Below are 22,443 nucleotides of genomic sequence, written 5' to 3'. Positions count from 1 at the left end.
AGGACCGTCGTCTCAGCTGGAGAGCGCGGCCCCATCGATCGTCCTGGTTCGTCGGTCGGACGGACATCCCGTTCGACGAGTATCACTCCGATAGCAGACGTTTGCGGGAGCAACAAGACCTATAACGTGGTAACACATAGCACAGGATCAGGTGATCGATGTGTCTACCCATGTGAACGACGACGCGACGGATCGGAGCGAACCGAGTAGCGAACCTGCGGGGACCGCGACGGTCGAGTCCTACGAGACCGAGGACGGCGTCGTCTTTTACGACGCGGAGAATCCCCTCGCCTGGGTGGAGACCTCGCAAACGCTGTCCCTCGAGGAGCTCGCCTGAACCCGCGAAGCGAACGTTTTTCCTCCCGCTCGTCAATCTCCCCGTACGTGGTATTCGACCGGACCGAGAACGAGCCCGAAGAGTGGGACCCGGAAGCGGAGTTCTACGATCCCGAGAGCGACGGGTTGACCATTCCCCAGGTAGGGGGCGAGAACGACGAGCAGGACGACGACCTGCAGAATCTCGCGAACGCGATCGAGCCGCCGACCGTTCCCACTGCCGAGACGGACGTTCCGGGCGACGTTCTTCAGACGTTCTGGGCGCTCGTGTTGGTCCTCAATGCGGCCGTCCTCCTCGTCTCGCTCGGTCTGCTACTGGTCGTCTTCGAGGGCAGCATCGCTCGCGGTGGCGTTCTCGTCGCCACCGGCGTCCTGCTGTTCGGTCTGGCCACCCGCCGATATCGGCGGTTTCAGCGGGACGACCGGACCGACACCGAGAGTGGCGACGGGGACGGCGACGCACCCAACGCGGAATCGGCCGATGCTTCACCGGACGACGCAGCCACAACTTCTTCGGGGGATGCCGTCCAAGATCAGGCACCGACCCGGAACGACAACCAATGAAAACAGTCGAGGACGACACCGGCAAACGATACCTGCTTCTCAAACGATCGGACAGCGCGAGTCTCGTTCGCGACCCCGACAACGGTAACGAGTGTTACATCCAGAACGACCGCCTCGAGGCTATCGGGGAGGAATCCGCCCTCGAAACTGCCGCACGAACCGTCAGTCAACCGGTCGTGACGCTGCTGACGAACGTCCACGACGAGGAGACGCTGGGGCTATTAGTCGAACTTTCCGAGCGGGGTCCGCTCGGCGTGCGCCGCTTGCTCGACGGCTACGACTTCTGCGAGAGCGACCTGCACGGCCGGCTGACGGTCCTCTCGGCCGCCGGACTGCTCGAGGAAACCGAGGTCGCGGGCGAACGCGGCTATGGAATCACCGAAGAGTGTGAGGACGCCCTCGAGACGGTTCGAAGCGATTGACCGAGAGGGGCAGAGACCGAAATCGATCGGTTCCACTTCGCCGCTAATACGGCCCGGCCGCGTTCGACTGCTCTCTACAGTGTCCGGCGGCGAGCGGCGCTAATCCGACGCGAGCAACTCCGTCTCCGGCGGCTCGCCGCGCTCGAGTCGCGAGCGGTTCGACGTCGCGTCCTTCTCGACGCGGACGAGCGAGTCGGCCGCGCCGACGAGTTCCTCGTCGTGGCTGACGACAATGATCTGTTCGACGCCCAGATCGCGCATCGATTCGACCAGCGAGACGAGTTGCGTGACGTGGCCCGAATCGAGGAAGACCGTCGGCTCGTCGAGGATCAGCGGCGGCATCGGGGCGGTCCCCTCGACGCCCTCGGCGAGCAGTCGGTAGATCGCACACCGCAGGCTGAGGTTGAACAGCGCCCGCTCGCCGCCGGACAGCTGCTCGGGCTCGAGGGCCTCGCCGTCCTTCTGGTAGACGGTCAGCCGGTAGTCGCCGTCGAGGTCGATCGCCGCGTAGGAGTCGTTCTGGTAGACCAGATCGAACGTCTCGTTGAGGAGCCGTTCGAGGGTCTCGACGTTGCGCTGGCGCAGTTCGGTCCGCAGCTCTCCGTACGTCGTCTGCAACGTCTCGGCTTCCTCGTAGAGCGATTCGAGCTGGGCACAGCGATCTTCGACGGATTCGAGTTCCTCGCGTCGCTCCTCGAGTTCCTCGAGTTCGTTCTCGGCGGCACCGATCGCGTTCTGTATCTCGTCGCGCCGGTCCTCGAGTTCATCGAGCTTCCCGTCGACCTTCTCGATGTACTGCTCGGCGTTGTCCCTGTCCTCGCGGGCGGTTTCGACGCGGTCCTCGTCGAACTCCGACTCGAGGTCGCGCTTGCGGTCGCGCTTTTCGGACAGCGTCTCGCGGCGCTCGTCGTTCATCGTCTCCCAGTCAGCTCGCCGCTCGCGCAGGTTTTCGATCTCGGTCTCGAGGGCGGCCCGCTCGTCGGTGATCTCCGAGATGCGCTCGAGCGTCTCGAGCGTCTCCGTGATCTCCCCTCGCTCGGCGTTGATCTCACCGAGATCCGCCCGCGCGTCGGCGACCTCGTCTTCCCGGTCCGCGGCTGCCGCCCGTTTCGCTTCGGCCTCGGCCTCGTACTCCTCGGCGTCGTCGCGAAGCCGATCGCGCTGGTCGCGCCGATCCGCGAGGCTCTCGCGCTTTTCGGTGAGCAGCTGCTCGATGTTGTTCCGGTTCTCCTCGAGGCGGTCGACCCGCCGCTCGGCTTCGCGCAGGTCTTCGGCACGATCGATCCGTTCGTCGATCTCGTCGCGCTGGTCCTCGAGTTCCTCGCGCTCGGTCTCGAGGTCGGCGAATTCCTCCCGCCGGTCGCTCAGGACGTCCACGTGCGGTGAGTCCTCGACCGGCTGGCCGCACTCGGGACACTTCCCCTCCTCGAGCAGTCGTTCGGCCTCGTCGATCGCGTTCTCGGCGGTCCGGATGTCGGCGGTGACGTCGTTTATCTCCGCCACCAGTTCCTCGCGCTCGGTCTCGAGGTCCTCGAGGTGCGAGTCGGCCGCGCCGAACTCGACCGGCGCGTCGTCGAACGCCGCCCGCGCGGATTCGATGTCGTCCGCGAGGTCGTCGAGCTTCGCCTCGCGATCCGCGATCGCTTCCTCGTCGGCCTCGACCTGCTCCTCGAGTGAGTTGGCGTCCGCACGGGCCTCCTCGGCGTCCCCCTCGAGGTCGTTGGCCTCCTCGCGGAGCCGCTCGACCTCGTTGGTCCCCTCGGTGATCGTCACGCGAACGTCCTCGAGTTCGTCCCGGAGTTCCTCGTCGCGGGCCTCGAGGTCGGCGATACGGTCCCGAACCGCTTCTTCGTCGGGATCGTCGCTCTCGAGATCGACGGTCTCGAGGAGATCGGCGCGCTCGTCAGCGAGTTCCTCGCGCCGGTCTCGAATCTCGCTGATCTCGTCGCCGGCCTCGTCGCGCTTGCGCTCGGTGTCGCTGATCTTCGAGCGGAGATCCTCGATCTCCTCGTCGAGCGCCGCGATCTCCTCGCGGGTCTCCTCGTGACGTTCGAGGACGTCCACGGCGGCCTCCAGGGTCTCCCGGGCCTGCTCGCGCTGTGCCTCGTAGTGGTCGATCTCCTCCGTGACATCGCTCCGGCGGGACTCGAGACCGTTCAGCCGCTCGTGGAGGTCCTTCTCCTCTTTCTCTTGCACCTTCCGTCGGACGTTTTCGAGGACCTCCCGCTGGCCGTCGAGGACGTTCTTGACGCCGAGGCGCGCTTCGCTGGCTCGTTCCCGGTACTCCTCGAGCGCGCCGAGCTGGAGGAGGTCGTCGATCATGTCCTGGCGATCGCTCGGCGAGGCATGGATGAGCTTGTTGACCTCGCCCTGCCGGACGTACGCGCAGTTGACGAACGCTTCGGCGTCCATCCGCAGGAGTTCGGTCACCTCGCGGCGAACGTCGCGGGCACCCTCGATCGTCGCCGTCGGCGTCTCGAGGACGCAGGTCGTCGTCGTCGCGCGGTCGCCGCGCAGTTTGAGATGGCGCTCGGCGCGGTACTCGCGGCCGTCGTGGGTGAACCACAGTTCGACCTCGCACTCCTCCTCGCCGGTCGTGATGACGTCGTCGAGCGTGCGGTCGTCCAGTGCTTTCGAACCGTAGAGCGCGAAGAAGACCGCCTCGAGCAGCGTCGACTTCCCGCTGCCGTTGACGCCGTGGACGACGGTGACGCCGCGCTCGAGCGTGAGGTCGGCGTCGCCGTAACACTTGAAGTTCAGCAGGCGAACGCGGTCGACTCTCACGCGAAATCACCCAGGGAGGCGGTGTCGGCGTCGGCTGTTTCATCGGCTTCGCCGGCGTCTTCGACCCCGTCGTCATCGGTTGTCGACGCGGCGGCGTCGGCCTCGGTCGCTCCCTGCTGGTCCGCGACCGGCGTTTCCGCGTCTCCCTCCGTACCCTCCGGCTCGGCGTCAGCTGATTCGGCGTCGGCCGAATCGGCCGTATCGGTCGCGGCGGCGGACTCGTCGGCGAGGTGGTCGGCGACCGTCGTCACGTCGTCGTCACCGGGTTCGCGCTCCGGTGCGGGCTCGAACGCCGACTCGTCGTCCTCGAGGAGGTCGCGGACCCGCCGTTCGACGGATTCGCGGACGTTCGAGTCGACGGTCTCGTCGCTCCGAACGGTCTCGTCGATCTCGAGCGCGGCGTCGCTGAGCCCCATCTCGCGTATCCGTTCGCGGACGGCGTCGTCCGGGTTGGCGAAGCTCACCGAGACGTCGTCGTCCGCATCCGGGAGGTCTCGGCGGTCGTTGACGCGGGCGACGAGCGCACCGCGGTCGATCGCGAGTTCCTCGATGGCCGCCGGGGCGATGGGCCGACCCTCCCCCTCGATGGTGACGATGACGACCGCGTCTTCGAGGTCGTGCTGACGGACTCGCTCTTGAACCCGATCGATTCCCTCGTCGTCGGTGAGTTCGACGTCGACGAAGACGAACTCGCGGGTCGAGGAGAGGCCGCGGCGGCTGATGCCGACCGTTCCGTCGTCCTCGAAGTCGACGAGATTGTATCCGCGGTCCTCGCGTTCGCTCGCGCTCGCACGCTCGGTCGACCCGCAGTAGGTGACCCACGTCTCGAGTACCTCCGCGGTATCGGGTTTGTGGTTGTCGCCCAGCAGAACGGCGTCGAAGTCGACGGTCGACTCCTCGAGGACGGTTTCGGTGTCCCAGTCGGCGTGCGCGAACGGTTCGAAGAGGCCGTGACTGACCAGTGTGGCGTGGTCAGCGCGGTCCGGCAGCGCGTCGAAGTCGTAGGTGAGATCGTCCCGGCGCGAGCGGGGAACGAAGTCGAGTCCGTAGAACGCGGTGTCGTCGACGAGGATCGGCTCGGCACCGAGTCGCGTCGCCAGCCCGAGATCCGCGAAGAGATCGAGCCACTGGGCGTCCCGTTTCGACTCGTGATTGCCGACGACGGCGAGAAAGGGTATGTCGGCGTCGGAAAGCGTCCGGAGGATGTCGACGGTCCCTTGCAGGTCGACCAGTCCCGGCCGGCGGTCGTGGAAGAGGTCGCCGGCGTGGATCACCGCGTCGACGTCGTCGGCGACCGCGTCCTCGACGACGGCACGAAACGCCTCGAGGAAGTCCTGCCGTCGGTCGGGCGAGTTGTACTGCTGGTACCCGATGTGGGTATCGCCCGTATGAATCACCCGCGTCATTGGCCCCTCGTAGACCGGCCGGCCCTAAAGGGGTTCCGTGACCACGGTGAAAGTATACTGGTCGTGACGATCCCCGCAAACGAGGACTCCTCGGTACTGGCGGCCGGCGACCGAACGGGTCGATCACGATGGGGATGGGACGGAACTTCCCTGTCTCCATCGCGCGAGAATTCGTATGCGTACTCCGGTCAGCCGTTGGCTCGCGTCTCTCGAACCGAAATCGACGCGCTGAGAATCGAGTAGCCGAAAACGGTCGCCTTCGTTACGTTTGGATATCGAGACTGTACAGGCGCTTGCGGGCGTCGGAGAAGGAGAACCGGGAATCGATGACGTTCTGCTCGTCGAGCCGGTTCAGCGCGTACCGGACCGTTCGGGAGGGCAGGAGCGTCTCGTCGGCGATCTGTTGCTGGGTCATCGTGTCGTTGTACTCGAGCACCTTCGCGACGAGTTTCGCGCTCGGGGGCAGGTCCCGAACGTCGTCCCACGATCCACGGTCGCCGGTCTCCTGTCGAATCGACTCTGAAGCACTCATCTTACCCCACCATTCCGAATACAGCGTGATAATATTTTCTATTCCGTTTAATGCTTATTGGTTATATTTCCGACCGGAGAACCAGCGGTACCCCCCTCGAGTCAGCATTCACTCGAGACGACAGGTGAGGGGACGGGCGACGACGTTCCGTGGGACCGACGGAATCGATCGGCAGTCAGTCGCAGACTGCAGCGCCGAGCGAGCACCGTTCGGCGACTCGTCCGAACGCCCTCGAAACCGGCTCTCGGTCGTGTTCGTCGGGAATTCGCGGGACGTCACAGTGATGCACCTACCCGAAGTCTCTTAAGAACCAACACCCAAGGGACGGGTGATGAGCGACACCGTGGACGACGTCGACCTCCCATACGACGAGGACGAGGCGTCCCAACAGGAGAAGATCCAGTCGCTCGAGGAACGGCTGGAGATCCTCGAGGCGCAAAACGAGGAGATGCGCGACAAGCTCCTCGACGCCAACGCCGAGAACAACAAGTACCAGCAGAAACTCGAGCGACTCACACACGAGAACAAGAAGCTCAAGCAGTCCCCGCTGTTCGTCGCCACCGTCCAGGAAGTCACGGACGAGGGCGTCATCATCAAACAGCACGGGAACAATCAGGAGGCGCTGACCGAAGTCACCGACGAGATGCGCGAGGACATCGAGCCCGACGCCCGGGTCGCGGTCAACAACTCGCTGTCCATCGTCAAGCCCCTCTCGAACGAGACCGACGTCCGGGCTCGCGTGATGGAAGTCACCGAGAGTCCCGACGTCAGCTACGAAGACATCGGCGGACTCGAAGAGCAGATGCAGGAGGTCCGCGAGACCGTCGAGATGCCCCTCGAGAAGCCCGAGATGTTCGACGACGTCGGGATCGACCCGCCGAGCGGCGTCCTGCTCTACGGGCCGCCGGGGACCGGGAAGACGATGCTCGCCAAGGCCGTCGCCAACCAGACCGACGCCACCTTCATCAAGATGGCCGGCTCGGAGCTGGTCCACAAGTTCATCGGTGAGGGTGCCAAGCTCGTTCGCGACCTCTTCGACGTCGCCCGCGAGCACGAGCCCGCCGTCATCTTCATCGACGAGATCGACGCCATCGCCGCCAAGCGAACGGAGTCCAAGACCTCCGGCGACGCCGAGGTCCAGCGGACCATGATGCAGCTCCTCTCGGAGATGGACGGCTTCGAGGAGCGCGGCGAGATCCGCATCATCGCCGCCACCAACCGCTTCGACATGCTCGACCGCGCCATCCTCCGCCCCGGCCGGTTCGACCGCCTCATCGAGGTGCCCAAGCCGAACGCGGAGGGCCGCGAGATCATCTTCGAGATCCACACCCGCGGGATGAACGTCGCCGACGACGTCGACTTCGCCGAACTGGCGGTCGACGCCGAGGAGGCGTCGGGTGCCGACATCAAGGCCGTCTGTACCGAGGCCGGCATGTTCGCCATCCGCGACGACCGCACCGAGATCCGGATGGAGGACTTCCGTAGCGCCTGGGACAAAGTCCAGGCCGAATCCGACGAGGACGAAGAGGTCTCGAAGACCTTCGCCTGAATCGGTCGCTCGAGGTCGACGTCGATCCTTCTCTTCGGTTTCCGTTCTGACAGCGATAGATAGGTTGTGGCAGCGACCGTCCGATTCGAACGCGCTCTCGGGCGACGGTTCGCTACTCGAGACCGCGGACTCGACCGACTCTCAAACCGGTACGGTCCGTTACAGTGCAGAGAAGACGAGCCACGGGACGATGAACATGGCCAGCGTCAACACTGCGAGGATCAGTGCGTACCCGATGCCCGTTCCCGCCGCAGTGAGCCACGAGGGATGGTCGAATTCGCTGAGATCGACTGGCATGTGTTTGCCATCCGGTGACGAACGCATAAACGTACCGGAACCCGGTCTCTGGAATAGCTGTTTCTCCGATTCGAGCCCCACTTAGCGGTAGATGTTTCGATACCGTTCGCGATACTCTCGGAGGGCGAGTCGGGCCCTGCGCCGCGAGCTGAAGCCGAATCCGATCGCGTCGCACGCACCGTTGTCGCACTCCCACCGGAAGGTCCCGGAGCCGGGATCTCTCGAGACCGAGACGTCCGTCTCGCACAGCGGGCAGGTCCATCCCCACCGCATATCGCCTGCGTCCACGTTCGGGCGACCCATACTGGTTCTACGGTCGGCTTGGAGCGGAGGGTGAAAAGCTCGGACCTGAAGCCGTGCAGTAGTTATACGCGGCCGTCAGGTCCGACCGTCGTCGACACCGAAATCGAAATCGGTTTTCGGACCGCTTTTACCGGGTGACCCGCTACGAGCACTCAATGACGAAGATCGTCGTGGTGGACAATCACGGACAGTTCACCCACCTCGAGCGCCGGGCGCTTCGCGACCTCGGCGTCGATACGGAGCTGATCGACAACGACACACCGCCGGAAGAGGTCGACGCCGACGGCGTCGTCCTCTCGGGCGGCCCGGACATGGACCGGATCGGGCGTTCGGCCGACTATCTCCAGGCGGACGTGCCGGTGCTGGGGATCTGTCTCGGCATGCAACTGATCGCCGACGAACTGGGCGGCCGCGTCGGCGGCGGCGAGTACGGCGGCTACGCCGATGTCACCGTCGACATCGTCGACGACGACGATCCCCTCACCGGGTCGCTCCATCCCGACACCCGCGTCTGGGCGAGCCACGCCGACGAGGTGAAAGAACTACCCGACGGATTCGAACTGACCGCGAAAAGCGACGTCTGCGACGTCGAGGCGATGAGCGACACCGATCGGGACCTCTACGGCGTCCAGTGGCACCCCGAGGTCGCCCACACCGAGGAGGGCGACGAGATCTTCGAGAACTTCTTGACGATTTGCGAATCCGACTAGCTCCGATACAAGGACTATTTCCCGGTCTGTGGGGGTCGAACGCGGTAATCTCAACTGCAAGCCGTCTCCTTATCCAAATCAGTGCTGTCCACTCGGACGAACGCTTATGACCATCGATTCGACCGAAGACCTCTTCGTAGACGGGCTGAAGCACGCGTACTACACCGAACAGCGCCTCGTCGACGCGCTCGAGGAACTCGAGGGGACCTCCACGAGCGAGGAACTCAAATCGGGGTTCGCCGAGCACCGCGAGGAAACCAAGAATCAGATCGACCGCCTCGAGACGGTGTTCGAACACGTCGACGCCTCTCCGGAGGGTGAGGAAGACCCGGTGGTCGAGGGGATGATCGAGGCCCACGAGGAGTTCGTGGACAAGGACCCGAGCGACGAGGCCCTCGATCGGTTCAACATCGCCGCCGGACAGAAGTCCGAGCACTACGAGATCGCCGTCTACGGGAACCTCATCCCGATGGCGGACCAGCTCGGGATGGACGACGCCGCGGACACGCTCGAGGAGACGTTGCGGGAGGAACAGGACGAACTCGAGGCCCTCTCGGAGATGGGCGAGCAGTTCGATTACGGCGAATTGGAAGTATCGGAGTGACTCGACGATCAGCTACCGTTTTTTCGAGACCGTGTCTGTCAGTGGCTAGCCGCTGTACTGTCCGGACGTTACTCGAATCGGCGCTCGTCGTTCCTCGAGCGATCAGTCGCTGCGGCGCTCGACGACGAGATCGGTTACCATCGTCATCACCGGCTCGCCGTCGACGCTGGCCGAGAGTTCGTAGTCGAGGTAGCCGTGGCCGTCGGTGTGTTCGGGGGCCGTTTTGTCCAGTACTTCGCCGCTGATGACGAGAGTGTCGCCGGGACGAACCGGTTCGCGCCAGGCGAGTTCGGAGAGGTACCGCGCGCCCATGTTGGCGACGTCGCGCAGGTATTCGTCGACCCAGACGCGCATCGCGACCGCGACCGTGTGGAAGCCGCTGGCGATGAGACCGCCGTGGACCGACTCCGCTGCGGCCTCGGGATCGACGTGGAACCGCTGTGGATCCCACTTTTCGGCGAAGGACACGATTTCGTCCTCCGTCAGCGTTCGCTCCCCGAAGGTCGCCTCCGCACCGATCGCTATATCGTCGTAGTAGCGCATACGGGATCGTTCGAGGGCTATCCGGAAAGTTCCACACACCGGGTACGAACGCGTCGCTGCTCTCGCCATCCTATCTGGGAGTGGACAGTGCGAGTGTCCTGCCCTCCGATCGTATCGCAAATCCTGACGGTGACATCGACGTTAGCTGGTATCCTTCCTGTCCAAGATACTATATTTGCGTTCGGCTCGTCTCCCGATACGTGATGAACCCGATCGACACCGTCGCTCCGACAGCAATCGTATCGCATACCGCCGACAACCCGCGTACTGAGGAGGTGTACTGATATGACGAGCGTGCTCGTCACCGGTGCGACCGGCAACCAGGGCGGGGCGGTCGTCGCTCACTTGCTCGAGTCCGACGCCGATTTCGACGTATACGGACTGACCCGTGACGCCTCCGGCGACCGCGCCCGGGAGTTGACCGAGCAGGGCGTGACGATGGTCGAGGGCGATATGAACGACAAGGAGTCGCTCGCACCCCACGTCGCGGACGTCGACGCGGTCTTCGCCGTCACGAACTTCTGGACGCAGGGGTACGACGCGCAGGTTCAGCAGGGGAAGAACGTCGCCGAGGTCGCCGCCGACGAAGGCGTCGATCAGTTCGTGCTGAGCGGCGTCGGCAGCCACGAGCGCGACACGGGTATCCCTCATTTCGATTCGGCCTGGGAGATCGACCGGCACGCGCAGGACCTCGACCTGCCGCTGACCGTCCTCCAGCCCGTGTTCTTCTTCCAGAACCTCGAGGCGTTCGCCGAGGACGTCGTCGAGGACGGACAGATCGCGCTGCCACTCGAGGAAGGCGTCTCCCTCCAGATGATCGACGTCGACGACGTCGGTCGCGCTGCGGCGGTCGCGTTCGAACGCCCCGACGAGTTCGTCGGCGAGCGCGTCGAACTCGCGGGGGACGAACTGACTCTCACTGAAACCGCCGAGGTGCTCTCGACGGTCACTGGCCGAGAGGTCGACCCGGTTCACGTCCCCATCGAGGACGCCTACGACTCCTTCGGCGAGGAGTTCACCGTCATGTGCGAGTGGTTCAACGAGGTCGGCTACGACGCCGACATCGGCGGACTCGAGGACCGATTCGGATTCGAGTTCACGCGGCTTCCCGAGTACCTCCGCGAAAACGGCTGGGAAGACAAGGAGGGAATGGCGTCGACGCCCGGCTGGGTCAAGGCGATGCAGTAGTCCGTCGAGAGGTAGCGGCGATCGTCGGTCTCCGAGGATGCTGATCTCGTTATCGGCGTCGACAGGTCGTCACTCGGCCGGTGACGCGCAGTTCAGACGACAACTGGCACGCAACACCGATCGTTAGGCGACTGTTTTCGGCCCTATTTTCGCGCGATCGATCGTAAATCGGGGCATCGAGCCACATCCGTGACCCGTGCTGGCGACGAGTGCGAACGCGTCGGATCGGTCGTACGAGACGCGGTCTCGCTGCATCCCGTGCGAAGAGCCACGACGTCGGAACCTGTGTTTCCCGGAAGCAACGCGGCTCCCAGTTATATACATGTTTAAAAGTTACAGTCATATCCGGGAAAAAATACTCTCGGGCTGTTGTTGACATGCCAGACGCTGTGAGAGTCATGAGAACGAGACAGATACGGGCAACGACACTCGCTGCCCTGGTCGTTCTGTCACTCGTTGCTGCACCGTTCGGAGTCGCAGGAATGAGTGATGGGGAACCGACCACGGAACGTATCGACGCACAGAACGACGATCTGAATCAGGTCGTCGAGACCGTCAACAACGACGAGATTCCGACCGCGAACGACGCGATCACGTCGTTCAACAGCCAGCTGCAGGAGAAAGCGTCTCTCCTCAGCGTCGACGTCGAGAACGTCAGTTCCGTCGACGCGGTCGAGGCCACGACGGTTCCGGAGGCCCAGAGCGAGGCCGATCGCCTCCGAACCGACCTCGATACCCGAGAGACGGCGATCTTCGACAAGATCGTGACCGTGATCAACGAAGGCGGGGTCGCCGACGTCAACCGCTCGGAAATCCAGTCGCCCGCTGACGCACGCGAGATCGCCGACCGCCTCGAGGAGGAAGGCGGCCTCGCGACGCAGGCGGCCGAATCGCTGCGAGACGCGGCCGACTTGATCGAAAACGATCTCAGGCCGCCCCTCAATGGCGCTGCCGACCGGCTGGATTCGGTCCAACCGGCCACCGGTGCGGTCGAGGGGACCGTCACGGATGCTGACGGCGAACCGATCGCCAATGCGACCGTTACCGCCGGCGATCAGGAGACGACGACCGACGAGAACGGCTCCTACGGTCTCGAGCTCGAGCCGGGCGAGTACACGCTCGCCGTCTCGGCCGATGGCTACCAGGACGCCAGCCAGAACGTTTCGGTCGAAGCCGACGCAACCGCGACTACCGACGTCACCCTTCAGCAAGCGGATGACGGCGGCTCGGACGAGGTCGGTCAGGTCGTCGACGAGGTCAATACCAACGAGATCCCGGCCGCGAACGATGGGCTCACGTCGTTCAACAGCCAGCTGCAGGAGAAAGCGTCTCTCCTCAGCGTCGACGTCGAGAACGTTAGCTCCGTCGACGCGGTCGAAGCGACGACGGTTCCGGAGGCTCAGGACGAGGCTGACCGTCTCCGGACCGATCTCGACGCCCGAGAGACGGCGATCTTCGACAAGATCGTGACCGTGATCAACGAAGGCGGGGTCGCCGACGTCAACCGCTCGGAGATCCAGTCGCCCGCTGACGCACGCGAAGTCGCCGACCGTCTCGAGGAGGAAGGCGGCCTCGCGACGCAGGCGGCCGAGTCGCTTCGTGACGCGGCCGACCTGATCGAAAACGATCTCAGGCCGCCGCTGAACGGCGGTGCCGACGAGCTCGACGCACTCGAGGGCGAAGAGCCGACCACCGGAACGGTCGAGGGCACTGTCACTGACGAAAGCGGTGCTGCAGTTGCCGGTGCGACCGTTACTGCCGGCGATCAGCAGACGACCACTGACGAGAGCGGTACCTACACGCTCGAGTTCGAGCCCGGCGAATACACGCTCGCCGTCTCGGCCGAGGGGTACCAGGACGCCAGTCAGAACGTCTCGGTCGAGGCGGACGCAACGACGACAGTCGACGTTACCCTCCAGCAGGAGGACGACGGCGGCTCGGACGAGGTCGGTGAAGTCGTCGAGAGCGTCAACAACAACGAAATCCCGGCCGCGAACGATGCGCTCACGTCGTTCAACAGTCAGCTGCAGGAGAAAGCGTCTCTCCTCAGCGTCGACGTCGAGAACGTCAGTTCCGTCGACGCGGTCGAAGCCCAGAGCGTCCCGGAGGCTCAGGACGAAGCCGATCGCCTCCGAACCGACCTCGATACCCGAGAGACGGCGATCTTCGACAAGATCGTGACCGTGATCAACGAAGGCGGGGTCGCCGACGTCAACCGCTCGGAGATCCAGTCGCCCGCTGACGCACGCGAAGTCGCCGACCGCCTCGAGGAGGAGGGCGGCCTCGCGACGCAGGCGGCCGAATCGCTGCGAGACGCGGCCGACTTGATCGAAAACGATCTCAGGCCGCCGCTGAACGGCGGTGCCGACAAGCTCGATGCACTCGGAAGTGAGGAGCCGGCTACCGGCACGGTCGAGGGGACCGTCACCGATGCTGACGGTGACCCGATCTCCGGAGCCACCGTCACCGTCGGCAACGAAACAGTGACGACCGCCGAGGACGGCACCTACGCCGTCGATCTCGAGGCGGGTGAATACACGCTCGAAATCAGCGCCGAGGGCTATCAGGACGCGAGCGAAGAGGTCGCGGTCGAGGCCGGTGCAACCACGACCGCCGACGTGACACTGGAGCCCGTGCCGACTGACGGCACCCTCGAAGGAACGGTCACCGACACGGACGGCGAACCGATCGCCGACGCGACGGTAACCGTCGGCGACCAGCAGACGACGACCGACGAGAACGGTACCTACAGCCTCGAACTCGAGGCCGGCGAGTACTCGCTCGCCGTCTCGGCCGATGGCTACGAGGACGCCAGCCGGACCGTCACGGTCGAGGTCGAAACGACCACGACCGCTGACGTGACGGTCGAGGAACGTGCCGGATCCGTCGAAGGGACCGTCACCGACGCCGACGACGAGCCGATCGCCGGCGCGAGCGTCACCGTCGGTGATCAGGAGACGACGACCGACGAGAACGGCACCTATAGCCTCGAGCTCGAGCCCGGCGAGTACACGCTCGCCGTCTCGGCCGAGGGCTACGTGGATGCGAGTGAAACCGTAACGGTCGAGGCCGGTGCAACCGCGACCGCCGACGTCACGCTGGAGCCCGTGCCGACTGACGGGACCCTCGAGGGCACCGTTACTGACACGGACGGCGAGCCGATCGCCGGCGCGACCGTTACCGTCGGTGACCAGCAGACGACGACCGATGACAACGGCACCTACAGCCTCGAGCTCGAGGCCGGCGAGTACACCCTCGCGGTCAGCGCTGAGGGCTACGAAGACGCCAGCGAAGACGTGACGGTCGAGGTCGAATCGACCACGACTGCCGACGTCACTCTCGAGGAACGTACCGGATCCGTCGAAGGGACCGTTACCGATGCCGACGACGAGCCGATCGCCGACGCGACCGTCACCGCCGGTGACGAAACGGTGACGACCGACGAGAACGGTACCTACACGCTCGAACTCGAGCCAGGTGAGTACACGCTCGATGTCAGTGCCGATGGCTACGAGACTGTCAGCGAAGACGTGACGGTCGATGCCGACGCGACCACGACCGCCGACGTGACGCTGGAAGCGGTCGATGGCACTCTCGAAGGTACTGTCACCGACACGGACGGTGACGCGATCGCCGATGCGACCGTCACCGTCGGTGATCAGGAGACGACGACCGACGAGAACGGCTCTTATAGCCTCGATCTCGAGCCCGGTGAGTACACGCTCGCCGTCTCGGCCGAGGGCTACGAAGACGCCAGCCGGACCGTCTCGGTCGAAGCCGACGCGACCAGGACCGCCGACGTGACGCTGGAGCCCGTGCCGACTGACGGAACGCTCGAAGGCACGGTCAGTGATACCGAAGGCGAGCCGATCGCCGACGCGACCGTCGCTGTCAGTGACCAGCAGACGACGACCGACGACAACGGCACCTACAGCCTCGAGCTCGAGGCCGGCGAGTACGCGCTCGCGGTTAGCGCCGAGGGGTACGAGGACGCCAGTCAGAACGTCTCGATCGAGGTCGAAACGACCACGACCGCTGACGTCACCCTCGAAGAGGCAACCGGAGCCGTCGAAGGAACCGTCACTGACGCCGACGGTGAACCGGTCGCCGACGCGACCGTCACGGCCGGTGACGAGACGGTGACGACCGGCGAGAACGGTACCTACGCCCTCGAGCTCGAGCCCGGTGAGTACACGCTCGCCGTCTCGGCCGAGGGCTACGAGGACGCCAGCCAGAACGTCACGGTCGAGGCCGACGCGACCACGACCGCCGACGTGACGCTGGACGTCGAACCCACCGAGGGTACGCTCGAGGGCACCGTTACTGACGAGGACGGCGACGCGATCGCCAACGCGACCGTCGCCGCCGGTGACCGGCAGACCACGACCGACGACAACGGCACCTACGAGCTCGACCTCGAGGCCGGTGACTACGCGGTCACCGTCTCGGCCGAGGGCTACGAGGACGCCAGCCAGAACGTTACGATCGACGTCGACGCGACCACGACGCTCGACGTCGCCCTCCAGAGCGAGGAATCCGATCCGATCTCGGAGGCCGTCGAGCGCGTCAACGAAAACGAGATCGCCGAGACGAACGACGAACTCGAGGACTTCAACGAGAAGGTCGACAATCAGACGTCGGAGATCGACGAGGAGTTCGACGACGTCGAATCGGTCGAGGAGGTCGAAGCCAGCGACGCCGAGGAGGCGTCCGCCGAAGCCGACCGCCTGCGCGCCGACGCCGACGACCGGCAGACGACCGTCTTCGAGACGGTCGTCGCGGTGATCAACGCGCGAGCCCCGGACATCGTCTCCCCGATCGTCGACTCCGACGACGTCACCACGCCCGACGAGGCTCGGGAAGAGGGCGAACGCATCGAAGAGGAGTACGGCGACGTCTCCGACGACGCCGCACTCGCCAACGAGTCGCTGCACAACGCGGCCGACCTCGTCGAGTTCACCGTCCAGCCGAACCTGAACGGCGCGGCCGACCAGCTCGACGACGTGTCGCAAGGCACGGTCGAGGGTACCGTTACGGACGCTGACGGCGAACCGATCGCTGACGCGACGGTTACCGTCGGTGACCGGCAGACGACGACCGACGAGAACGGCACCTACAGCCTCGAGCTCGAGCCCGGCGAGTACACGCTCGCGGTCAGTGCTGACGGCTACGAGGACGCCAGCGAGACCGTCACGGTCGAGGCCGCTGCAACCACGACCGCCGACGTGACGCTGGACGCCGAGCCGTCCGACGGAACGCTCGACGGGACCGTCACTGACGCCGACGGCGAGCCGATCGCCGACGCGACGGTTAGCGTCGGTGACCAGCAGACGACGACCGACGAGAACGGCTCTTATAGCCTCGAGCTCGAGGCCGGCGAGTACACGCTCACCGTCTCGGCCGAGGGCTACGAGGACGCCAGCGAGGACGTCGCGATCGAGGCCGACGAGACGACGACTGTCGACGTGACGCTCACCGAAACGGCACCCGAACCCGACGCCGACGTCATCGTCGACGCGGACGTCGACGAGGAGAACGTTGCAGTCGGCGAGACGGTCACCGTCGACACGGACATCGAGTCCGCGACGGACGAGGAGATCGAGGTCGGCCAGTACACGCTCGTCATGCGCTACGATTCCGACGCCCTCGAGTTCACGGGCATCGACCGCCCCGGCTGGCAGGTCGTCGACATCGAGAGCGCGGGCATTCTGGTCGTCGATCGAGCGTGGGTCCCGCCGGGACAGACCGACACGCCCGTCGACGCCTTCAGCGCCGAGTTCCGGGCCGTCGACGGTGCCGGTGAGGACGCAGCGTTCGAGTTCGATGCGAGAGCGTCCGGCGTCGAGGAACGCGTGTTCCTGTGGAAGACCCAGCCGCTCGACGCGGAATACGACGGCGCGACCGTCGGCATCGAGGCGTCCGAAGACGGCGAGGTCGAGGAGCCGCCGTCGGACGCGCCCGAGTACTCCGACGAGTTCCCCATCGTCTGGGACGGGCTGACCGGCTTCAGCGACATGGCCGGACTCGAGACCGACGCGACTCCGATAGACGATCAGGGGCCCGTGCCCGCCTCGTCCTGATCGGGACCGAACGACGCTGACGCTCGAGGGGGATCACACCCTCTGTCACGGTCGTTTCGGCGGACCGCATCGGAACAACGCGTATCGTTCACACCGACGCGATCGGTGTCGAACTGCCGGTCGAATCGACCCTATTTTTCGCAGTGGCGCAACTGACTCGCCGAGTGCGCGGTTACCGGTAGCCGCCGCTCGCGAGTAGCGGTGAGACGACGTCCGGGAAAGGGCCACCCTCGACGCCCGCGAGACTCCGTTCGCGGTGAGTCAGTGACCGAGACGACGATCGAATACGAATCGCCGGGATCCGGCCTCGTTCCGGTCAGGTCTGCCAGACGATCGAAAGCGTCGTATCGGATTCGATCCAGGCGGCGTCGTTCTCGGGATCGAAGATCCGAACGGTTCCGTCGTCCGTCTCTTGCTCGACGTATCGGTCGGGTCCGGATGTCGTTTCTGACATGGAGCGTGTTGGATGAGAACTAGATACACATGATATAAGCTTTGTGTCTGGTGCAACGGTGACGGTGCGACCGACACGTCGTCCCCAGCGGTCACCGGGGTGCAGTCGGCGGCAGAACGGAACGGACGTGGGACTCGATTCGATCGGACCGGGGGATTCCCGTGAGCGGCAGTTACTCGGCGGTCTTCTCGCGCGCCGGCCCCCGCTGGTGCAGTTCGATACCGACGTCGTCGGGCTCGAGGACGTCCGGGAGCGCGTCCTCCCGATCACCGGTCACGGCCGCGAGGACCTCCCGAATGTAGGCGTTGAACAGCTCGGGGTGTTCGCTCATCGGGAAGTGGCCGATCTCCGCGAACTCGATCGCGGTCGCACCCTCGCCGATCCCCTCGGCGGTTTGGCGGCCGTCTTCGGGCGTGGTCAAGTAGTCGTACTCGCCGTTAGCGATGTAGAGGGGACACTCGTCGGCGTTGACCTGATCCAGTTTGTCGCGGTAGTCGTGGTCGACGGAGTAGTAGTAGAGGTCGCCCTTGAAGACGCCCGTCGCGCCCTGCTCGTAGAGGTACATCGTCTCGCGACGCGTCTGTTCGGGACTCTGCGGTGCCATCAGCCCCCAACAGGCGTACGCGTTGACCTCCGTCGTGTTCACTTCGGGGTGGTCGAGCCAGTCGATGTAGAACCCGGGGCTGTACGCGCCGCACTCGAGGCCGATCAGCGCCCGAAATCGCTCGGGATACCAGTCGGCCAGCTCGAGCGCGATGTTCCCGCCCATGCTCGAGCCCATGTAGATCGGGTCCTCGAGCTCGAGGGCGTCGGCGAGGTTGACGAGCGTCTCGGTGAACTTCTCGGCCGTCATCGTGTAATCCTCGGTCCACCACTCCTGCGTGGTCGGGGGGACCGACTTCCCGTGATAGGGCAGATCGTGGGCGATGACGCGGAACTCCTCGGTGATCTCCTCGTCGGTCAGGAGGTGACGCCACTCCTGACAGTTGTTGCCGGCGGTGTGCTGGCAGAGCAGGGGGATCCCGTCTTCGGGGCCGTTCTCCTCGAAATAGATTCGGTGGTCGACCCCCTCTACTTCGACGTGGACGTACGACCCGCTGATCGGTTCGATGTCGCCCGGCTGGTAGGATTCGGCCATCTCAGCTCCCTCCGTCGTTGTGGGCGACCCGCATCAGATCGAGCGTTCGCTGGAACGCGCGCAGGTGCTGGAAGATCCGCTTGTTGTCGCCGGTCAACTGCAGGTGGCCGTCCTCGTTGCGGACCGCGCTCCGATAATGTGACGCGATGATCTCGTGGTTGAACGCGGGCGGCGTCTCCCGAACGAACTCCTCCCAGGTCTCGCGGTCGCCCTCCACGCCGAACGACCACTGGTGGTTCATCGTCGGGTTCGGGACGAGGGCCTCGATCTCGCCGCCGTCCATCTCGAGGAGGACGCGCTCGTCTCCGATCTCGACGTAGAAGTTCTCGGAGAACTCGTCGTGACCTCTGACGTCCATTTCCGGATCATCGTTTACCGTTTCTTTGTACGACTCCCACCACTCGTGGGTGCCGAGTTCTGTTTCGGGCATTGAAACCACACCGCACGTTTTCCGAACGACTGGAAGTAGCTCACACAATGGAATCCGATAGCTTCGGGTCGAATACAACGACGGCGATCCGCCGGGTCGATTTAATCGCTCGAAGTGACACCGAACCGACCATCAGTGTCTTGACCGTCCGCCCGGATGTGAGAAACGATGACAGTCGACACTCTCTGCCGGTTCGAACGCGCGCTCGAGGGACTCGAGGTGGGGTTCGAGCGCGTCGCGGCCGCCGAGGCGAGCGAGCGGATCGAAACGATCGTCGAGGAACCAACCGTCGGCGCGTCGCTTCCCTTCGAGGGAGTGTCGCTTCCCGACGACGTGACGACCGAGCCGACGACGGCCGAGCTCGAGGCGGCTCGGACGGGCGTCACGCCGGTGTCCTTCGCGATCGCGGAGTACGGAACGGTCGCCGTCGAGTCGACCGCCGACGGCGCGGAACCGATCAGCCTCTACCCGGACCGACACGTCGCGGTCGTCGCCGAGAGCGACGTCGTTCCGGACCTCAGTGCCGGATTCACCCGTCTCGCCGAGGGCTTCGACGCGGGCCGAGACAGCGTCGTCTTCGCAACGGGCCGGAGCGCGACGGCGGACATGGGCGACCTCGTCCACGGCGTGCACGGCCCCGGCGACGTCGACGTGATCGTTCTGGAGGACAGGTAGAATGGCTCAACGCACCCGATCCGAGCAGGCCGACCGAATTCGACACTTGCTCGAGACCGAAGGACCGGCGATCCATGCCCACGCGAGCGCCTCGAACGCCCGTCGAAAGGAGACCTACGGCGGGACCGACGACCTCGAGTCTCTCCGGACCGACGCGCGAGCGATCAAGGAGGACGCCATCGATCGGCTCCCCGAGCTGATCGAGACGGTCCGCGAGGCAGTCGAAGCCAACGGCGGCACCGTCTACGTCGCCGACGACGCCGCGGACGCGAACGCGTACGTGGCCGACGTGGTCGAGCAAAACGGGCCGGCGGACGAGACGGCCGAGCCCTCGGTCGTCAAATCCAAGTCGATGACGACCGAGGAGATCGATCTGAACGACGCGCTCGAGGGCGAGGGAATCGACGTCACCGAAACCGATCTCGGCGAGTGGGTCCTGCAAGTTGCAGATGACACGCCCTCGCACATCGTCGGGCCGGCGATGCACATCTCCCGCCCGGAGATCGCCGACCTGTTCAACGAGCGGTTCGATCCCGACGATCGCTTCGAAACGGCGGAGGAACTAACGCGGTTCGCCCGGGATCACCTCGGCGAAATCATCACGGGTGCCGACGTCGGGATCACCGGAGCGAACTTCGTCGTCGCAGACAGCGGGACGATCGCGCTCGTCACGAACGAGGGCAACGCCCGCAAGTGCGCGGTCACGCCCGATACCCACGTCGCGGTCGCGGGCATAGAGAAGCTGATCCCGACGCTGTCGGACCTCGAGCCGTTCGTCGATATCATCGCCAAGAGCGCGACGGGCCAGCCGATCTCTCAGTACGTGACGATGCTGTCCCCGCCGACCGACTCGCCGACGCTGGACTTCGACGCGCCGGACGAGCCGATCACGGCCGGCGAGGGAGGGGCGGCCGACGAGACGGGAGCCAGCGGAACCGGGGACCCGGATCGCGACTTCCACCTCGTCCTGCTGGACAACGGCCGAACGGACATGCGCGAGGACGACCAGCTCCGGGAGACCCTGTACTGCATCCGCTGTGGCGCGTGTTCGAACTCCTGTGCGAACTTCCAGTCGGTCGGCGGCCACGGCTTCGGCGGCGAGACCTATTCGGGAGGTATCGCCACCGGCTGGGAGGCCGGCGTCCACGGCCAGGAGTCCGCGGCCGAGTTCAACGACCTCTGTACCGGCTGTACGAACTGCGTCGACGCCTGTCCGGTGAAGATCGACATCCCGTGGATCAACACCGTCGTCAGGGATCGAGTGAACCGCAGCGCCGAGTCCGAACCCCACGACTTCCTCGTCGACGGGCTGACCCCGGACGTCGAGGAGGGCGGTATGGACCTCGGAAAGCGCTTCTTCGGCAACATCGGAACCGTTGCGCAGGCCGCCAGCGCGACCGCCCCCGTTTCGAACTGGCTGGCCGACGCCGGCCCCGTCCGCGCGGTCCTCGAGCGAACCCTCGGGATCGATCGGCGGCGCGATCTGCCGTCGTTCCAGCGGGAATCGCTGGTCGACTGGTTCGAGACGCGAGGCGGCGAAGCCGCCTCGAGAAAGCGAGCGGCGGCCTCGAGCGAGCGGGCAGCGCAAGCCGATGCCCGAGATGACGGGGCCGACGTCGACCGCGAGGCCGTCCTCTACCCCGACGTCTACACGAACTACGTCGACGTCGACCGCGGGAAGGCCGCCGTCCGCACGCTCGAGGCGCTCGGCGTTCCGGTGCGAGTCCCCGACCTGCCCGAGAGCGGGCGCGCGGCGCTCTCCCAGGGAATGATCGCCACGGCGGACCGACAGGCGAGCCGACTCTACGCCGCGCTGGCCGAGGACCTCGACGCCGGCCGGGACGTGGTCGTCATCGAACCCTCCGATCTGGCGGCCATGCACCGCGAGTACGAGCGCCTGCTGCCCGAGGGGTCCTACGAGCGGCTCCGGGACGGCAGCTACGAGATCTGCGAGTACGTCTACGGGCTCCTCGAGAACGGAGCCGACCCCGACGCCCTGTCGACCGGTGACGGGAGTCAACCGGTCGCCTACCACTCTCACTGTCAGCAGCGGACGCTCGATCTCGAAGCGCCGACCGTGGCCGTCCTCGAGTCCTGTGGCTACGCGCCCGAGACCTCGAACGCGGAGTGTTGTGGCATGGCGGGCTCGTTCGGCTACAAGCAGGAGTACTACGAACTCAGTATCGACGTCGGCGAGCGGCTGGCCGGACAGGTCGAGGACGCGGAGACCGTCGTCGCCTCCGGGACCTCCTGTGGCGATCAGCTCGAGACGCTGCTCGAGCGGGACGTTCCCCACCCGATCGAGCTGCTCGCACCCGGTGGGTATCGAACGTAGCGGTCGCTCGGGCCCGATGACCGGCCGCGGCTCCGGTCCCAGCGATCGTCGGTAGCCGCGAGCGGCGACCGGCCGGAGAACGTATATGTCATG

At 65.3% G+C, this 22,443-nt stretch carries 19 protein-coding genes; 10 read left to right on the top strand and 9 right to left on the bottom strand.

Annotated features, from left to right (window positions below; all coding sequences use genetic code 11):
• Nucleotides 1-151 precede the first annotated feature (151 nt).
• From NDI89_RS05995 to NDI89_RS05985, 3 genes are read left to right on the top strand one after another with little or no spacing between them, the layout of a single operon-like run.
• Nucleotides 152-337 (top strand): DUF7331 family protein, encoded by a 186-nt coding sequence (locus tag NDI89_RS05995; protein ID WP_277520605.1) that lies wholly within the window; start codon nucleotides 152-154, stop codon nucleotides 335-337.
• A 47-nt stretch (nucleotides 338-384) separates the two neighbouring features.
• Nucleotides 385-900, top strand: coding sequence for a DUF7322 domain-containing protein (locus NDI89_RS05990; protein WP_277520604.1), 516 nt, complete (start codon nucleotides 385-387; stop codon nucleotides 898-900).
• Nucleotides 897-1,322, top strand: a complete 426-nt coding sequence (locus NDI89_RS05985; RefSeq protein WP_277520603.1) for a DUF7346 family protein — start codon at nucleotides 897-899, stop codon at nucleotides 1,320-1,322. The genes NDI89_RS05990 and NDI89_RS05985 overlap by 4 nt, the downstream gene beginning before the upstream one ends.
• A 99-nt stretch (nucleotides 1,323-1,421) precedes the next feature.
• Here NDI89_RS05985 and rad50 read toward each other — a convergent pair whose 3' ends face one another.
• The 3 genes from rad50 to NDI89_RS05970 form a co-directional block, all read right to left on the bottom strand.
• Nucleotides 1,422-4,106 carry a DNA double-strand break repair ATPase Rad50 gene (gene rad50, locus NDI89_RS05980; protein WP_277520602.1) on the bottom strand — a complete coding sequence of 895 codons (2,685 nt, stop codon included), beginning with the start codon at nucleotides 4,104-4,106 and terminating at the stop codon, nucleotides 1,422-1,424.
• Nucleotides 4,103-5,512, bottom strand: coding sequence for a DNA double-strand break repair protein Mre11 (mre11, locus tag NDI89_RS05975; protein WP_277520601.1), 1,410 nt, complete (start codon nucleotides 5,510-5,512; stop codon nucleotides 4,103-4,105). The genes rad50 and mre11 overlap by 4 nt, the downstream gene beginning before the upstream one ends.
• A 262-nt stretch (nucleotides 5,513-5,774) precedes the next feature.
• On the bottom strand, nucleotides 5,775-6,044 hold the full coding sequence (locus NDI89_RS05970; protein WP_226005876.1) for a MarR family transcriptional regulator: 270 nt from the start codon (nucleotides 6,042-6,044) through the stop codon (nucleotides 5,775-5,777).
• Between the two features lie 331 nt (nucleotides 6,045-6,375).
• On the opposite strand from NDI89_RS05970, the gene pan1 reads away from it, so the two are divergent.
• Nucleotides 6,376-7,593, top strand: coding sequence for a proteasome-activating nucleotidase Pan1 (gene pan1 / locus NDI89_RS05965; protein ID WP_277520600.1), 1,218 nt, complete (start codon nucleotides 6,376-6,378; stop codon nucleotides 7,591-7,593).
• Between the two features lie 159 nt (nucleotides 7,594-7,752).
• Here pan1 and NDI89_RS05960 read toward each other — a convergent pair whose 3' ends face one another.
• Together NDI89_RS05960 and NDI89_RS05955 are read right to left on the bottom strand one after the other, a co-directional pair.
• Nucleotides 7,753-7,890 carry a hypothetical protein gene (locus NDI89_RS05960; RefSeq protein WP_226481661.1) on the bottom strand — a complete coding sequence of 46 codons (138 nt, stop codon included), beginning with the start codon at nucleotides 7,888-7,890 and terminating at the stop codon, nucleotides 7,753-7,755.
• 81 nt (nucleotides 7,891-7,971) lie between these two features.
• Complete coding sequence (locus NDI89_RS05955) at nucleotides 7,972-8,193, bottom strand: FYVE zinc finger domain-containing protein (protein WP_277520599.1); 222 nt, start codon at nucleotides 8,191-8,193, stop codon at nucleotides 7,972-7,974.
• A 155-nt stretch (nucleotides 8,194-8,348) separates the two neighbouring features.
• On the opposite strand from NDI89_RS05955, the gene NDI89_RS05950 reads away from it, so the two are divergent.
• Both NDI89_RS05950 and NDI89_RS05945 read left to right on the top strand, forming a co-directional pair.
• A complete protein-coding gene (locus NDI89_RS05950) occupies nucleotides 8,349-8,903 on the top strand; it encodes a GMP synthase subunit A (protein WP_277520598.1) in 555 nt (184 codons plus the stop codon).
• A 106-nt stretch (nucleotides 8,904-9,009) separates the two neighbouring features.
• Nucleotides 9,010-9,507: a YciE/YciF ferroxidase family protein gene (locus NDI89_RS05945; protein WP_277520597.1), complete on the top strand. Its 498-nt coding sequence runs from the start codon at nucleotides 9,010-9,012 to the stop codon at nucleotides 9,505-9,507.
• Nucleotides 9,508-9,609: 102 nt separating this feature from the next.
• On the opposite strand, the gene NDI89_RS05940 is transcribed toward NDI89_RS05945, so the two are convergent.
• Nucleotides 9,610-10,050, bottom strand: coding sequence for a MaoC/PaaZ C-terminal domain-containing protein (locus NDI89_RS05940; protein ID WP_277520596.1), 441 nt, complete (start codon nucleotides 10,048-10,050; stop codon nucleotides 9,610-9,612).
• A gap of 285 nt (nucleotides 10,051-10,335) precedes the next feature.
• Here NDI89_RS05940 and NDI89_RS05935 point away from each other — a divergent pair, with 285 nt between their 5' ends.
• Both NDI89_RS05935 and NDI89_RS05930 read left to right on the top strand, forming a co-directional pair.
• Complete coding sequence (locus NDI89_RS05935; protein WP_277520595.1) at nucleotides 10,336-11,238, top strand: NmrA/HSCARG family protein; 903 nt, start codon at nucleotides 10,336-10,338, stop codon at nucleotides 11,236-11,238.
• 482 nt (nucleotides 11,239-11,720) lie between these two features.
• On the top strand, nucleotides 11,721-17,318 hold the full coding sequence (locus NDI89_RS05930; protein ID WP_277520594.1) for a carboxypeptidase regulatory-like domain-containing protein: 5,598 nt from the start codon (nucleotides 11,721-11,723) through the stop codon (nucleotides 17,316-17,318).
• Nucleotides 17,319-17,634: 316 nt separating this feature from the next.
• Here the strand turns inward: NDI89_RS05930 and NDI89_RS05925 are convergent, their stop codons facing one another.
• The 3 genes from NDI89_RS05925 to NDI89_RS05915 form a co-directional block, all read right to left on the bottom strand.
• Nucleotides 17,635-17,772: a DUF7331 family protein gene (locus NDI89_RS05925; protein WP_277520593.1), complete on the bottom strand. Its 138-nt coding sequence runs from the start codon at nucleotides 17,770-17,772 to the stop codon at nucleotides 17,635-17,637.
• 172 nt (nucleotides 17,773-17,944) lie between these two features.
• Nucleotides 17,945-18,910 (bottom strand): alpha/beta fold hydrolase, encoded by a 966-nt coding sequence (locus NDI89_RS05920; protein WP_277520592.1) that lies wholly within the window; start codon nucleotides 18,908-18,910, stop codon nucleotides 17,945-17,947.
• 1 nt (nucleotide 18,911) lies between these two features.
• Entirely contained in the window at nucleotides 18,912-19,340 is a 429-nt protein-coding gene (locus NDI89_RS05915; protein WP_277520591.1) for a hypothetical protein, read from the bottom strand.
• Between the two features lie 168 nt (nucleotides 19,341-19,508).
• On the opposite strand from NDI89_RS05915, the gene NDI89_RS05910 reads away from it, so the two are divergent.
• A complete protein-coding gene (locus NDI89_RS05910; protein ID WP_277520590.1) occupies nucleotides 19,509-20,015 on the top strand; it encodes an LUD domain-containing protein in 507 nt (168 codons plus the stop codon).
• A 1-nt stretch (nucleotide 20,016) separates the two neighbouring features.
• Nucleotides 20,017-22,350, top strand: a complete 2,334-nt coding sequence (locus NDI89_RS05905; protein ID WP_277520589.1) for an LUD domain-containing protein — start codon at nucleotides 20,017-20,019, stop codon at nucleotides 22,348-22,350.
• The last annotated feature ends 93 nt before the right edge of the window (nucleotides 22,351-22,443 follow it).

It is taken from the genome of Natrinema salsiterrestre (assembly GCF_029502005.1).
GTDB lineage: Archaea > Halobacteriota > Halobacteria > Halobacteriales > Natrialbaceae > Natrinema > Natrinema salsiterrestre.
The sequence above is the reverse complement of the archived record's forward strand: the minus strand, read 5'-3'. Positions and strand labels throughout refer to the sequence as shown.

Coding starts and splice junctions, on each gene's coding strand:
- NDI89_RS05985 (WP_277520603.1), top strand. CDS start 897: ATGAAAACAGTCGAGGACGACACCGGCAAACGATACCTGCTTCTCAAA.
- mre11 (WP_277520601.1), bottom strand. CDS start 5,512: ATGACGCGGGTGATTCATACGGGCGATACCCACATCGGGTACCAGCAG.
- NDI89_RS05970 (WP_226005876.1), bottom strand. CDS start 6,044: ATGAGTGCTTCAGAGTCGATTCGACAGGAGACCGGCGACCGTGGATCG.
- pan1 (WP_277520600.1), top strand. CDS start 6,376: ATGAGCGACACCGTGGACGACGTCGACCTCCCATACGACGAGGACGAG.
- NDI89_RS05960 (WP_226481661.1), bottom strand. CDS start 7,890: ATGCCAGTCGATCTCAGCGAATTCGACCATCCCTCGTGGCTCACTGCG.
- NDI89_RS05955 (WP_277520599.1), bottom strand. CDS start 8,193: ATGGGTCGCCCGAACGTGGACGCAGGCGATATGCGGTGGGGATGGACC.
- NDI89_RS05950 (WP_277520598.1), top strand. CDS start 8,349: ATGACGAAGATCGTCGTGGTGGACAATCACGGACAGTTCACCCACCTC.
- NDI89_RS05945 (WP_277520597.1), top strand. CDS start 9,010: ATGACCATCGATTCGACCGAAGACCTCTTCGTAGACGGGCTGAAGCAC.
- NDI89_RS05940 (WP_277520596.1), bottom strand. CDS start 10,050: ATGCGCTACTACGACGATATAGCGATCGGTGCGGAGGCGACCTTCGGG.
- NDI89_RS05935 (WP_277520595.1), top strand. CDS start 10,336: ATGACGAGCGTGCTCGTCACCGGTGCGACCGGCAACCAGGGCGGGGCG.
- NDI89_RS05930 (WP_277520594.1), top strand. CDS start 11,721: ATGAGTGATGGGGAACCGACCACGGAACGTATCGACGCACAGAACGAC.
- NDI89_RS05925 (WP_277520593.1), bottom strand. CDS start 17,772: ATGTCAGAAACGACATCCGGACCCGACCGATACGTCGAGCAAGAGACG.
- NDI89_RS05920 (WP_277520592.1), bottom strand. CDS start 18,910: ATGGCCGAATCCTACCAGCCGGGCGACATCGAACCGATCAGCGGGTCG.
- NDI89_RS05915 (WP_277520591.1), bottom strand. CDS start 19,340: ATGCCCGAAACAGAACTCGGCACCCACGAGTGGTGGGAGTCGTACAAA.
- NDI89_RS05910 (WP_277520590.1), top strand. CDS start 19,509: ATGACAGTCGACACTCTCTGCCGGTTCGAACGCGCGCTCGAGGGACTC.
- NDI89_RS05905 (WP_277520589.1), top strand. CDS start 20,017: ATGGCTCAACGCACCCGATCCGAGCAGGCCGACCGAATTCGACACTTG.